Origin of the sequence: Lentzea tibetensis, assembly GCF_007845675.1 — a bacterium.
Taxonomy (GTDB): domain Bacteria; phylum Actinomycetota; class Actinomycetes; order Mycobacteriales; family Pseudonocardiaceae; genus Lentzea; species Lentzea tibetensis.
Map to the genome: position 1 here is coordinate 72,748 of NZ_VOBR01000033.1, position 13,592 is coordinate 86,339.

Here is a 13,592-nt window from a genome sequence, read left to right on the forward strand (position 1 = left end):
GATGCGCCATAGTGTCGGTTGCTACTGGTGGCGTAACGAAGAGTCGAAGAGGTGCCTGTCAGTTGAGCACGCTGCAGTTCAAGCGAACGGCACGCCTTGCTGCTCCCCGGCCCCCTGGTGGTGAGGTACACCTCGAACCGCCACCCGAGGTGCCCAGGGTCATTCCCGGCAACGTGATGATGAAGGCGATGCCCGTCGTCATGATCGTGGCGTCCGTCGGCATGATGGCCATGATGTTCACCACGAGTGGGCGCAACCCGGCCGCGATGATCATGCCGGGCATGATGCTCATCTCGACCGTCGGCATGATGGCCGGTGGCATGGGCTCGGGCAAGGGCCAGAAGAAAGCCGAGATGAACGAGGACCGCAAGGACTACCTGCGGTACCTCGGCCAGATGCGCGACCGCGCCCGCGAAGCCGCGGACGAGCAGCGCGCCGAGCGCGAGTGGGTCCACCCGGACCCGCAGATGCTCTGGTCGCTCGCCACGACGCGGCGCATGTGGGAACGACGTCAGAACGACCCGGACTTCTGCCACCTGCGCGCCGGTCGCGGCTCGCAGCGGCTCGCCACCAGACTCGTGCCGCCGCAGACCGGCCCGGTCGAGGAGCTGGAGCCCATCGCGACGCTGGCGCTGCGCCGTTTCGTGCGCGCCCACTCGCTGGTGCCCGAGCTCCCCATCTCCATCGCGCTGCGCGGTTTCGCCGCCGTCGGCCTGATCGGTGAGATCGAGGACCGCCGCAACCTGGCTCGCGCGCTGCTCGCCCAGCTCGCCACGTTCCACTCGCCGGACGACCTGCTGATCGCGGTCGTCTCCGCGGGCCGGACGAAGCAGCTGTGGGAGTGGGCGAAGTGGCTGCCGCACGTGCAGCACCCGTCGGACGTCGACGGCATCGGCCAGCGCCGCATGATGGCGAACTCGCTCGCCGAGATCGAGGCCATGCTCGACGAGTACCTGCGCGACCGGCAGCGGTTCACCCGCAACGCGCCGCCGCCCGCGGACCAGCCGCACATCGTGATCGTCATCGACGACGGCGACATCTCCAGGGAAGAGCAGATCATCCTGGAGGAGGGCCTGGTCGGCGTCACGCTGCTCGACCTGTCCGAGTGCCTCGGCAACCTGACCGCCCGGCGCGGCCTGCGCCTGGTGATCGAGGACGGCAAGCTCGGTGCCCGCTCCGCGAGCGGTGTCGAGTGGTTCGGCGGCCCGGACGCGCTGAGCATCGTCGAGATGGAGGCGCTCGCCAGGCGGATCTCCCCGTACCGGATGGGCGCCGCCGGCGAGGCGGGCGGTCTGGACGAGGACCCGCTCGCGATGAGCAACAACCCGCCGCTGCTCGAGTTCATGGGCATCCAGGGCGACCCGCTGTCGTTCGACGTCCAGCAGGCGTGGCGGCCGAGGCCGAAGCGCGACCGCTACCGCATCCCGTTCGGCATCGGCGAGCACGGCCAGCAGGTCGAGCTGGACATCAAGGAAGCCGCCGAGGAGGGCATGGGCCCGCACGGCCTGTGCATCGGTGCGACCGGTTCCGGTAAGTCCGAGTTCCTCCGCACGCTCGTGCTGGGCCTGCTCGCGTCGCACTCGTCGACCGCGCTCAACATGATCCTCGTCGACTTCAAGGGTGGTGCGACGTTCCTCGGTCTGGACAAGGCACCGCACGTCGCCGCGACGATCACCAACCTCGCAGGCGACCTGACGCTCGTCGACCGCATGAAGGACGCCATCGCGGGTGAGGTGAACCGACGCCAGGAAGTGCTGGCGAAGGGCAACTACAAGAACGTGTGGGACTACGAGAAGGCCCGTGAGAACGGCGCCCCGCTCGACCCGCTGCCCGCGCTCTTCATCTGCATCGACGAGTTCTCCGAGATGCTGACGGCGAAGCCGGACTTCATCGACATCTTCCTCCAGATCGGTCGTGTCGGCCGGTCGCTGCAGATGCACATGCTCCTCGCGTCGCAGCGGCTCGAGGAAGGCAAGCTGCGCGGTCTGGACACGTTCCTCTCGTACCGGATCGGTCTGAAGACGTTCAACGCGGCGGAGTCCCGTGCGGCGATCGGCGTGCCCGACGCGTACGAGCTGCCGCCGATCCCCGGCTCGGGTTACCTGAGCGTGCAGGGCATGCCGCTGACCAGGTTCAAGGCGCTCTACGTCTCGGGTGCCTACCGGCCGTCCGGCATGCAGTCCGCCGGTGAGTCCGTCGCGGTCCGCAGCGACAAGCGGCCCCGCTTCTTCGTTCCCGACTACATCGAGATCCCGAAGGAGCCGGAGCGGCCGATCGAGCCGGTCGTCAAGGAGGAGAAGAAGGAGGAGGGCAACGAGCCGACCCAGCTCGACCTGATCGTCGACAGGCTCGTCGGCCAGGGCCCTCCCGCGCACGAGGTGTGGCTGCCGCCGCTCAACGAGCCTCCGACGATGGACACGATCCTGGTGCCGCTGGACGTCACCGAGGACCGCGGCCTGACCGTCCCGGGCAACCCGTACAACGGCAAGCTGGTCATCCCGGTCGGCATCGTCGACAAGCCGTTCGAGCAGAAGCGCGACCTGCTGGTCGCGGACTTCGCCGGTGCGTCCGGTCACGGCGCGGTCGTGGGTGGTCCGCAGTCCGGCAAGTCGACGATGCTGCGGTCGATCATCGCCTCGATGTCGCTCACGCACACGCCGCAGGAGGCGCAGTTCTACTGCATCGACCTCGGCGGTGGCACGCTCGCCGCGATGGAAGCGCTGCCGCACGTCGGTGGCTTCGCCGGACGTCTCGACGTCGACAAGGTCCGCCGCATGGTGGCCGAGCTCCAGGGCCTCATCACCGAGCGCGAGCTCCGCTGGCGCGAGCAGGGCATCGACTCGATGGTCGAGTTCCGCAACCGCAAGCGCGCGGGCAAGATCACCGACGACGACTTCGGCGACGCGTTCCTGATCGTCGACGGCTGGATGAACTTCCGCCAGGAGTTCGAGGCCGTCGAGCCGCAGGTGCAGGCGCTGGCCGCACAGGGCCTGTCGTACGGCGTCCACGTGATCGTGGCCGCCAACCGGTGGGCCGAGATCCGTCCCGCGATGAAGGACCTCCTGGGGACGCGCTTCGAGCTGCGCCTCGGTGACCCGAGCGAGTCGGAGATCGACCGCAAGGTCGCCGTCAACGTGCCCGCCGGCCGTCCCGGCCGCGGCCTCACGGCGGACCGGCTGCACTTCCTCGCCGGCCTGCCCCGCATCGACACGATCCAGGACCCGCAGACGATCTCGGCCGGTGTGCAGGACCTGGCCGCCAAGCTCAACGCGGCGTGGCGCGGCAAGCACGCGCCCGCGGTGCGGATGCTGCCGGACCTCATGCCGTACGACCAGTTCATGCAGCAGGTCCAGGCCCAGCGGCCGAACCGCGGCCACCTGGTCCCGGTCGGCGTCAACGAGGACGAGCTGGCCCCGGTCTACCTGGACTTCGATGCAGACCCGCACTTCTACACGCTGGCCGACGGCGAGTCCGGCAAGACGAACATCCTGCGCACGATCGTGCGCGGCATCATGACCAGCTACACCTCGCAGGAGGCGTTGATCCTGCTGGTCGACTACCGCCGCACGATGCTCGGTTTCATCGACACCGACCACCTGCTGGCCTACGCGGTGTCGTCCGCGCAGCTCGGCGACATGGTCAAGGACGTCCGCAGCTCCCTGAACGGCCGGCTGCCCGGCCCGAACGTCACGCAGGAAGAGCTCAGGAACAGGTCGTGGTGGAAGGGCCCTGAGGTCTTCGTCGTCGTCGACGACTACGACCTCGTGGCCCCGCAGGGTGCGCCGAACCCGCTGCAGCCGCTGTCCGAGTTCATCCCGCAGGCGAAGGACGTCGGTCTGCACATCGTCGTGACCCGCCGCATGGGTGGCGCGTCGCGCGCGATGTTCGACCCGGTCCTCGGCAAGCTGAAGGAGATCTCGGCACCGATCTTCGTCGGTTCCGGTTCCAAGGAGGAAGGCAACATCGTCGGCAACCTCAAGGCGTCGCCGCAGCCTCCTGGCCGGGGCACGCTGGTGACCCGCAAGCACGGGCAGCAGCGCATCCAGTACGCCTGGATCCAGCCCGACTAGCCCGGAAATCGAACGGGGCCCGCAGCCGGAAGGCTGCGGGCCCCGTTCTTTTGGTGGTAGCAGGGGTGTTGCTACCAGCCCCCCAGTACCGGTTCACCGGCCGCGATCAAGAGGGAGAGGTCGCGGACGGTGTGACGGCGGTGGCATCCCCCAGTTTCAATGTCACCGTCGTCCCGGTGATTGACACTCTGCCGCAGCCCGCTCACTTGCCGCTCACACATCGATGACGCGGCTACGTCGCCACCCGCCTACACTCGCGGCGCTGCGACCGTTTGGGGGGATCAGTGCGAGTCGAGTACCGCGTCCTAGGACCGTTGGAGGTCCTCGTGGACGGCCGTCCGGTGATCGTCCCTGCTGGACGCGGGCGCACACTGCTCGCCACGTTGTTGTTGCGCGCCAACCGTTTCGTGTCCGTCGACGAGCTGATCGACCGCCTGTGGGACGGTGAGCCGCCGAGCCCGGACCGGGCGAAGACGACGCTGCAGATGGTGGTGACGCGGCTGCGTCAGGCGCTCGGTGACGCGAACTGCGTGCGCACCGCGACCGGCGGCTACGTCGTCGAGGTCACGCCTGACCAACTCGATCTGACGCGGTTCCGGTCACTGGCCGCGCGGCACCGGTACGCGGACGCACTCGCGCTGTGGACCGGCCCCGCGCTGGGGAACGTGGCGTCCGACGCGCTGCACCGCGACGACGTCGCACCGCTGCTCGAAGAACGACTGGTCGTCGTCGAGCAGGGGATGGAGGCCGACCTCGCCGCCGGTCTCGCGGGTGAGCTGGTGCCGGAGCTGCGCGGCCTGACCCAGGAGCACCCGTTCCGCGAGAGGTTCTGGGTTCAGCTGATGCTGGCGCTGCACCGGTCCGGCCAGCAGGCCGAGGCTCTCGCCGCGTACCGCGAGGTCAGCGGGCTGCTGGCCGAGGACCTCGGCATCGACCCGTCACCCGCGTTGCGCGAACTGCACCAGCAGCTGCTGAGCGGTGACGTGCCCGTGCCGTCCGGGTGGAAGGTGCTGTGCCAGCTGCCGCCGGACACCGGTGACTTCGTCGGCAGGGACAAGCTGTTCGACCAGGTCCGCGACCTGCTGACAGCGGGGCAGGCGGTGCCGATCGTGGTCGTCAGCGGCGCGCCGGGTGCGGGCAAGAGCGCGTTCACCGTTCGCACCGCACACCGCCTGCGCGACGCTTTCCCCGACGGCCAGCTCTTCGTGCGCCTGGACGGCGCGGGCCGGGCTCCGCGTGATCCGGCCGAAGTGCTGGGTGACCTGCTGACGGCACTGGGCGAGAGCGTGTCGGCTCTGCCGGACGGTCTAGCGGCCCGCGCCGCGGCGTTCCGGACCCGAGTCGCGGATCGGGCGGTGCTGATCGTGCTCGACGACGCTGCTTCGGCGGAGCAGGTGGAACCGTTGTTGCCCGGTACCGCGCGCAGTGCCGTGCTGGTCAGCAGCAGGCGCCAGCTCGGCGGTCTGAGCGGGGTGCGGGGACTGCGCCTGCCGCCGTTCGACACCGGCGAGGCGTTGTCCCTGTTGACCAGGATGGTCGGCGCGGACCGGATCGCGCGGGAACACGAGGCCGCGACCGTGCTCGCCGAGCTGTGCGGTGGCCTGCCACTGGCGTTGCGCGTGGTCGGTGCCCGGCTGACCGCCAGGTCGTCGCTGCCGCTGTCCGCGCTGGCCACCAGGCTCGCCGACGAACGCCGCAGGCTGGACGAGCTGGCGACCCGCGACATGGAGGTCAGGGCGACCTTCGGACCGAGCTACGAGGCACTGCCGCCGGACGCGGCGAGTGCGTTCCGCAGGCTCGGCGTGCTCGGCGCGGCGGACGTCGCGAGCTGGGTGGTCACCGCGCTGACCGGCCAGCGGGACGGTGATCGCCTGGTGGAGCAGCTGGTCGAGGCGAACCTGCTGGACGAGGTGGGCGTCGATGCCACCGGTGAGCCCCGCTACCGGCTGCACGACCTGCTGGCCGTCTACGCGAGCGAGTTGGCGGAGGCGGAGGACCCGGCCGAGCAGACCGCGGCGAAGCGCCGGTACGTGGAGGCGTTGTGCGCGCTGACCCACCGGGCGTGGGAACAGCTGGAAGTCATCATCGACGAGGTCGAGCCCCCGCCGTTCGAGCTGCAGGAGGTGCTGCCCGCGGACGAGGTGGCCCGCCTGACGGCCAACGGCCCTGCCTGGCTGCTGGCCGAACAGCTGCTGCTGGACCGAGGTGCGCGCCTGTGCCTGCGGGAGGGCTGGGTCGACCTCGCGGCAGGCTTGGTGGAACGCGCGATGCGGCACCTCGACGTCTTCTACCCGCTGGACCACGTGATCGCCACGCTGGGCGAGCTCAGCGTCGCGGCCAGGGCCGTCGGTGACCTCCGCGGCTCGTGGGTCTTCGCCAACAGCAGGCTGCTCCAGATGGCCAGACTCGGCGTGGACGACGCACTGCTGGCGTCGATCGGCGAGTGCGCGGACGCGTTCGCGGAGCTGGGCCATCACGCCGAGCTCGCCTCCGTGCTCGCCGCCCAGGCCCACTTCACCCGCGTCCACACCGGCAAACCGGCCCTGTCCCTCGCGGAACGAGCCGTCGACGCCGCACGCGTCAGCGGCAACGAGCAGATCTACCTGTCCGCACTGCGCGAGCTGGCGTCGATGCTGGCCGACAGCGATCGCTACGCCGAGGCGGTGCCGATCTTCGACGAGTCGCTTGAGCTGGCGTCCCGCTTGGGGGCTGGCCCCGAATCCCAGGTGCAGTACCGAATAGCCCTCTACGCCATGGCGAACGGGGATCCCGAACGGGCCCGCGTGGCGTCGGACAGAGCAGTGGAACTGGTGGACGGCATGGATGATCTGCGAGCCATCGCCTACGTCACCACGATGGCCGGTCGCGTGGCCGCCGCGTGCGGCGACGGCACGACAGCTCTCGTGCACGCCGAACGCGCCGCGCAGATCTTCGACCAGGTCAACGAGGGCATCGGCGCACTCGGCGCGCTCGCCACCAAGGCCGAGGCGTTCCTGTTGCTCGACAGGCGTGACGAGGTCGTCCGCCTGGTCGACGAGACGCTCGTCAAGTACGGGGGCGTCGGCGCCGTCGAACACGAGGAGCGCCTCCGTATCGTGCGTGCCAAGGCTTTGTCGTCCGTCTGACACGCGTCAGGCCCGCAGTGTCCAGCTGCGGGCCCGACAGCGTGCCTTGCCCCCCAGGCAACCGGTTCCGCCGCGATCAAGAGGGAGAAGTCGCGGTGGCCGAGTCGGTGTCGGCTTCCCCCAGAGGCCTCCGCCGTCTCACCGGCGAGGACTACTTTGTCAGGCGTCGCTCACAGACCGCTCACACCTGGTTCACACGGTCCGGCGGTGTGGACGGTGCTGAAGCGGGCGCGCGCTCGGGTCTGATCAGGTATGCATGTGCTGCCTGAACGAGGGGAAGGTGCATGAGCCTGCACGTCGCGGTCGACTTCGGCACGTCCAGCACATGTGTCGCGATCTCGGTGCACGGCCGGGAGCCGCAGGTGGTCGTGTTCGACGGCCAGCCGCTGGTGCCGTCCGCCGTCTTCGCCGCCGCCGACGGGACGCTCTTCGTCGGGCAGGAAGCCGAGCGCCAGGCCGCGGTCGACCCGGCCCGCTACGAGCCGCACCCCAAGCGCCGCATCGACGAGGGTGAGCTGCTGCTCGGCAGCAGCGTCCTCGCGGTCGTGGACGTCGTGCGCGCGGTGCTCACCCGTGCGGTCGACGAGGCACGCCGGGTCGCCGGCGGGATGCCGGTCGACCTGCTCGTGCTGACCCACCCCGCGGACTGGGGCACGGTGCGTTCGCGCGTTCTCATGCAGTCCGCGCGCGGACTCGGGCGCGAAGTCGTGCTCGTTCCGGAACCCGTCGCGGCGGCGGTGTTCCACTCGGCCAGCCACGCGCTGCCGGACGGCGCCACGCTCGCGGTGCTCGACCTCGGCGGTGGCACGGTCGATGCGAGCGTCGTGGCGCGCAGTGGCAGACGCTTCCGCGTGCTCGCGGCGAAGGGCGACCCGAGCTTCGGCGGTGCGGACGTCGACCAGGCGTTGCTTGAGCACGTGGGCGCGATGGTGTCCCCGCACGACGGGGAGGCGTGGCGGCAGCTCGTCGAGGGCCGGGAGATGGCCGACCGCCGCAAGCGCCGGGTGCTGCGCCAGGACGTGCGCGGCGCGAAGGAGACGCTCTCCCGGCACGCTTACACCGATGTGCCGATGCCGCCGCCGTTCCCCGACGCGCACGTGACGCGGACCGATCTCGAGAGGATGATCACGGCTCCGCTCAGCCGAGCCGTGGCGCTCGTCACCACGTCCGTCCGCGATGCGGGCCTCGATCCCCGGCAACTGGCCGGGGTGTTCCTGGTCGGCGGATCGAGCCGGATTCCGCTCGTCGCGCGGCTCGTGCACGAGCACACCGGTGTTCTGCCGACGAGCATCGACCAGCCGGAGACGGTCGTCGCGCGCGGCGCTCTGCGCGCGGTGAGCCTCGATCCCGTGCGAACCGGGGCCTTGCCGCCGCAGCCGCCGCCGAGCACCGACACGACGCGGAAGATCACCCGCCGGATCACGCCGCCCGCGCAGTTTCCGCAGGTACCGCACCAGCCGATCCGCAAGAAGAGCCGCAAGCCGCTGTACGTCACGCTGGCCGTCGTGCTCGCGCTCGTGGCCGGGGGAACCACCGCTTATTTCCTCCTGCGTGACCGGGGCAAGCCGATTTCGCAGTACGACTACAGCTTCACCATGCCTGCCGATTGGGAGCAGACCGGGGGCGATGTGCAAAAGCGACGGGTGCTTTTGCAACCGATGCAGCGTGATTCCGGACTCGATCGCATTGCTGTGCAGGAGCAAAAGCTCACCTACGACAGTTCGGCCGATCGCTCGCGCGCGATTGAGGAACTGCGCAAGGGCTTCAAGGAGAGCGGCGAGTCCGTATCGGATTTCGACGAGAACGCCGCATTCGTCGGTAAGGACGTCGTGCGCTTTCGCGAGCAGGTCCCGTCGGCGACGGTCGACTGGTATGTGTTGCTCAAGGGAACCGCGCAGGTCAGTGTTGGCTGTCAGGCGTCCGAGTCGGGCCGGGAGCGAGTGCGTTCCGCCTGTGAGCAAATCGTCCGCACGATGACCGTGACGGGCTGAAACGGCTGGAGGGAACCATGTCCGCCGCTGAATCGATCGCCCAGTTCCGTTCCGAGGTCGGCGCGGCCGTCACGCGTGCGAGTCGTGCCGCCGCCGAGGCCGGAGCCGCGAACGGTGCGCTTCGCAAACGCACGAAAGACCTGGCTGATCGGGCCAAGAGCAGGCAGCTCTCGGTGGACGCGCACGCGGCCACGTCGCCGGACCTGCGTGGTTCCGCCACCGGGTTCCGCGCCGATCGTGGTTTGCCGGTCGAACACCTTCCGGAGGCCGCGGATTTGCTTAAGCCACCACCCGTGGTTCCTGAACCGCTTCCGAAGCCGACCACTCTCGGTTCCGCCGCAGTCGCTGGTCCGAGTGGTCAGCTTCCCCATGTGAGTGACGATGACGAGGACTTTTCGCAGTCGCGAATCCTCTACTGAGGGTTCTCGTCACCCGGCACCGTTCACTAGAGCAACTACTTGGGAAGAAGTCGCGACAGGGCGGAACCGACGTGGCAGGGTCCTCGTCGTAAGAGGCGTACGAACCAAGCAGTGCGACCTGATGTACCGATGAAGGGGGATTCTCCCAATGGCTAGTGGTTTCGCGGCGACGCCGGAAGAGCTCGACCAGCTCGTCACCGACATTCGCAACGTCAACGACAACGTGCAGGGCACCCTGAACTCGGTTCGCGGCACCGTCGACACGGTCAGCGGCAGCTGGAAGGGCCAGGCGCAGCAGGCGTTCTCCACGCTCATGGAGCGGTACAACACCGACGCGCAGAAGCTGCAGGAAGCGCTTCTCACGATCGCCGACGGCATCTCCGGCACCTCGACGACGATGAAGCAGACGGAAGAGGAGCAGGGCGGCTCCATGAACTCCATCATGAACCGTCTCGGCTGATTCTCGCTTTCGTTCGCATCTCACTTCACATCTGACTTTCGCAAAGCTAGGGGAGAAATACCATGAGTGGGGAAATCACTGTCACCTTCGGTGAGCTCGCCGCCGCGTCCGGCGAGATCACGGGCTCGGCTGGCAAGATCGAGAGCGAGCTCAGCGACCTGAAGGGTCGCGTCGACAAGGTGCTCGCGGGCTACACCGGCGAGAGCGCCGAGATGTACCAGGAGGCTCAGAACAAGTGGGCCCAGGCCGCCGGCGACCTCCAGCAGGTGCTGAACTCCATCGGTGTCGCCGTGCAGCAGGCCGCTGACGCCTACCAGGGTGCAGAGCAGCAGAACGCCCGCCGCTGGGGCTGATCCCCCCGCGCGGTAGCTCGACCCTTCGCGAGCCCCGGAACCACGTGGTCCGGGGCTCGCGTACGTTCCCAGTACCGGTGTCCGAGGGGGCCGTTTTGACCCGCGGATGACCCAACCGGTATCTTCTTACGTTGTTGTGCGGTAGCTGGCGCCCATGTGCCGCGAGTGTTCCGGTCCCATCACTTGGTCCGTCCAAGGTTTGGCTCGGTGCAACCGCCGAGATGACCCCAACGCAAGTGACGACGAGGTAGACCCGTGCGCACGTACAGCCCGAAGCCCGGTGAGGTGACCCGCACCTGGCACGTGATCGACGCCCAGGACGTGGTGCTCGGCCGGCTCGCCACCCAGGCCGCGACGCTGCTGCGCGGCAAGCACAAGCCGACCTACGCCCCCCACGTTGACACCGGTGACTTCGTCATCATCGTCAACGCGGACAAGGTGGCGTTGACCGGCGGCAAGCGCGACCAGGAGTTCGTGTACCGCCACAGCGGCCACCCCGGTGGCCTGCGCAAGCAGTCCTTCGGCGAGGTCCTGGACACGCGTCCGGACCGCCTGGTCGAGAAGGCGGTCAAGGGCATGCTCCCGAAGAACCGTCTCGGCCGCGTCATCGGCTCCAAGCTGAAGGTCTACAGCGGACCGAACCACCCGCACGCGGCCCAGCAGCCGCAGGCTTTCGAGATCAAGAAGATCGCCCAGTGAGCGACGAGAACACCGAGGAAGTTGCTGTGACCACCCCTGAGAACGAGACCCCTGAGGTCACGGCCGAGGTCGTCGAGGCTCCCGCGGTCGAGACCGAGACCGAGGCTCCCGCGGCCGACGTCGAGGTCGAGGCCGAGGTTGAGGTCGAGGCTCCCGCCGTGGTCCGTCCTTCCCTGAACGGTGCCGCTCACCTGGCGCAGACCGTCGGCCGTCGCAAGGAGGCCGTCGTTCGCGTCCGCCTCGTGCCCGGCACCGGCAAGTTCACGCTGAACGGCAAGGCGCTCGAGGAGTACTTCCCGAACAAGGTGCACCAGCAGCTCATCAAGGAGCCGCTCGTCACCACGGAGAAGCCCGAGACCTTCGACGTCATCGCGAACCTGCGTGGCGGCGGCATCACCGGCCAGGCCGGTGCGCTGCGTCTCGCCATCGCGCGTGCGCTGATCGCCGTCGACTCCGAGGACCGCCCGGCGCTCAAGAAGGCCGGCTTCCTCACCCGTGACCCGCGGGTCAAGGAGCGCAAGAAGTACGGTCTGAAGAAGGCCCGCAAGGCGCCTCAGTACTCCAAGCGCTGACCCTCGGTCAGTTCAGTCATACCTGCGGGAGCAGCCAGTTCAACTCGAACTGCTGCTCCCGCAGTGTTTTCCAGCCCACCGGCTGTCCATTTCGGAGGATTCATGGCTCGCCTGTTCGGCACCGACGGGGTGCGTGGTCTCGCGAACGGAGACCTCACCCCGGAACTCGCACTGTCCGTCGCCGCCGCAGCGGCAAGGGTGCTCGCGGAGCACGACAGCACGCACCGCCCGGTCGCGGTCGTCGGTCGCGACCCGCGGGCGAGTGGCGAGATGCTGGACGCGGCCGTGACAGCGGGCTTGACCTCGGCCGGAGCGGACGTGCTGCGCGTCGGCGCGCTGCCGACCCCGGCCGTCGCGTACCTGGTGGCCGCGCTGAACGCGGACGTCGGCGTGATGATCTCCGCGTCGCACAACCCCATGCCGGACAACGGCGTGAAGCTCTTCGCCGCGGGCGGGCACAAGCTGCCCGACGAGGTCGAGGACGAGATCGAGCAGAAGATGGGCTCCGGTTTCGTGCGCCCCACCGGCTCCGGCATCGGCCGCGTGCGCGACATCACGGACGCCGAGAGCCAGTACGTCGAGCACCTGATCAAGGTCACGCCGCACAGCCTCGACGGGATCAAGGTCGTCGTCGACTGCGCGAACGGTGCCGCCTCCGTCGCCGCGCCGGACGCCTACCGCCGCGCGGGCGCCGAGGTCATCGCGATCAACGCGAACCCGGACGGCCTGAACATCAACGACGCGTGCGGTTCCACGCACCTCGACGTGATCGCCGCCGCGGTCCGCGAGCACGGCGCTGACCTGGGCATCGCGCACGACGGCGACGCGGACCGCTGCCTCGCGGTCGACGCGGACGGCGCCGAGATCGACGGCGACCAGATCATGGCGATCCTCGCGGTCGCGATGCGCGACTCCGGTGAGCTGTACGAGGACACCCTCGTCGCCACCGTCATGAGCAACCTCGGCCTGCACATCGCCATGCGCGAGGCCGGGATCACGCTGCGGACCACCGCGGTCGGCGACCGGTACGTGCTCCAGGACCTCAAGGCGGGTGGCTTCTCGCTCGGCGGCGAGCAGTCCGGCCACGTCGTGCTGCCCGCCCACGCCACCACCGGCGACGGCCTGCTCACCGCGCTGCGCCTGATGGCGCGCATGGCGGAGACCGGCAAGTCGCTGGCCGAGCTGGCAGGCGTCATGCGCAGGCTGCCGCAGGTCCTGATCAACGTGAAGGTCTCGGACAAGGCCGCCGTGGCGAAAGCCACCTCGGTGAGCGAGGCCGTCGCGTCCGTCGAGGCCGAGCTGGGCGACACCGGTCGCGTGCTGCTCCGCCCGTCCGGCACCGAGCAGCTCGTGCGGGTGATGGTCGAGGCGACGAGCCACGAGCAGGCCGAGTCCGCCGCGCAGCGCCTCGCAGGCGTGGTCTCCTCGGTTCACTGACCAAGTAGTAAACAGCCCGGTGGTGATCTTCAGCGCTGATCACCACCGGGCTGTTTACTAAGGCAACCGACCTGCCGGAGCTCCGGTCACCGGATGGGCGGAACTGGCACTCTTTGGCGGAACCCGATACGGCCGTATTGCGTCACATCGGGGACTAGGGGAGGCGAGGAATGGCTGGTTTCGGCGTATCGCCCGGTGAGCTGACGAAGGTCGCCGGACAGTACGAGGACCATGGTGGGGACATCACCGCGTTGAAGAGCTCTCTGACACCGGGCGTGGGAGCCGGGCAGGTCGGGCGCAAGTTCCGCGGCACCGAGGCCAAGTACAAGAGCTACTTCGACCGGCTCCAGGCCAGCGTAGAGACGTACGGCAAAGAGGCGACCAACATCGCGCTGCGTCTGAAGGACGTCGCGAAGTCGTACGAGCAGAACGAGGCCGACACCTCGCAGCAGTTCAAGGGATAGCG

10 protein-coding genes are annotated in these 13,592 nt (G+C 68.9%); all 10 read left to right on the top strand.

Annotated features, from left to right (window positions below; all coding sequences use genetic code 11):
• The first annotated feature begins 62 nt into the window (after positions 1–62).
• The 10 genes from eccCa to FKR81_RS36330 all read left to right on the top strand — a co-directional run bounded on the left by eccCa (position 63) and on the right by FKR81_RS36330 (position 13,590).
• Positions 63–4,070 carry a type VII secretion protein EccCa gene (gene eccCa / locus FKR81_RS36285; RefSeq protein WP_146358745.1) on the top strand — a complete coding sequence of 1,336 codons (4,008 nt, stop codon included), beginning with the start codon at positions 63–65 and terminating at the stop codon, positions 4,068–4,070.
• Positions 4,071–4,396: 326 nt separating this feature from the next.
• Positions 4,397–7,195, top strand: a complete 2,799-nt coding sequence (locus FKR81_RS36290) for an AfsR/SARP family transcriptional regulator (protein ID WP_222598513.1) — start codon at positions 4,397–4,399, stop codon at positions 7,193–7,195.
• A 284-nt stretch (positions 7,196–7,479) separates the two neighbouring features.
• Positions 7,480–9,186: a type VII secretion-associated protein gene (locus FKR81_RS36295; RefSeq protein ID WP_146358747.1), complete on the top strand. Its 1,707-nt coding sequence runs from the start codon at positions 7,480–7,482 to the stop codon at positions 9,184–9,186.
• A 17-nt stretch (positions 9,187–9,203) separates the two neighbouring features.
• Positions 9,204–9,605 carry a hypothetical protein gene (locus tag FKR81_RS36300; protein ID WP_146358748.1) on the top strand — a complete coding sequence of 134 codons (402 nt, stop codon included), beginning with the start codon at positions 9,204–9,206 and terminating at the stop codon, positions 9,603–9,605.
• Positions 9,606–9,753: 148 nt separating this feature from the next.
• Complete coding sequence (locus FKR81_RS36305) at positions 9,754–10,065, top strand: WXG100 family type VII secretion target (RefSeq protein WP_146358749.1); 312 nt, start codon at positions 9,754–9,756, stop codon at positions 10,063–10,065.
• A gap of 62 nt (positions 10,066–10,127) precedes the next feature.
• On the top strand, positions 10,128–10,418 hold the full coding sequence (locus tag FKR81_RS36310; protein ID WP_146358750.1) for a WXG100 family type VII secretion target: 291 nt from the start codon (positions 10,128–10,130) through the stop codon (positions 10,416–10,418).
• Between the two features lie 255 nt (positions 10,419–10,673).
• Entirely contained in the window at positions 10,674–11,117 is a 444-nt protein-coding gene (gene rplM, locus FKR81_RS36315) for a 50S ribosomal protein L13 (RefSeq protein ID WP_146358751.1), read from the top strand.
• 26 nt (positions 11,118–11,143) lie between these two features.
• A complete protein-coding gene (gene rpsI, locus FKR81_RS36320; RefSeq protein ID WP_146358752.1) occupies positions 11,144–11,689 on the top strand; it encodes a 30S ribosomal protein S9 in 546 nt (181 codons plus the stop codon).
• A 102-nt stretch (positions 11,690–11,791) separates the two neighbouring features.
• Positions 11,792–13,126: a phosphoglucosamine mutase gene (gene glmM, locus FKR81_RS36325; protein ID WP_146358753.1), complete on the top strand. Its 1,335-nt coding sequence runs from the start codon at positions 11,792–11,794 to the stop codon at positions 13,124–13,126.
• A 170-nt stretch (positions 13,127–13,296) separates the two neighbouring features.
• Positions 13,297–13,590, top strand: coding sequence for a WXG100 family type VII secretion target (locus tag FKR81_RS36330; protein WP_146358754.1), 294 nt, complete (start codon positions 13,297–13,299; stop codon positions 13,588–13,590).
• Positions 13,591–13,592: the final 2 nt, after the last annotated feature.

Bases quoted from the DNA above. Each gene is read 5' to 3' on its own strand.
- FKR81_RS36295 (WP_146358747.1), top strand. From the start codon at position 7,480: ATGAGCCTGCACGTCGCGGTCGACTTCGGCACGTCCAGCACATGTGTC.
- FKR81_RS36300 (WP_146358748.1), top strand. From the start codon at position 9,204: ATGTCCGCCGCTGAATCGATCGCCCAGTTCCGTTCCGAGGTCGGCGCG.
- FKR81_RS36305 (WP_146358749.1), top strand. From the start codon at position 9,754: ATGGCTAGTGGTTTCGCGGCGACGCCGGAAGAGCTCGACCAGCTCGTC.
- FKR81_RS36310 (WP_146358750.1), top strand. From the start codon at position 10,128: ATGAGTGGGGAAATCACTGTCACCTTCGGTGAGCTCGCCGCCGCGTCC.
- glmM (WP_146358753.1), top strand. From the start codon at position 11,792: ATGGCTCGCCTGTTCGGCACCGACGGGGTGCGTGGTCTCGCGAACGGA.
- FKR81_RS36330 (WP_146358754.1), top strand. From the start codon at position 13,297: ATGGCTGGTTTCGGCGTATCGCCCGGTGAGCTGACGAAGGTCGCCGGA.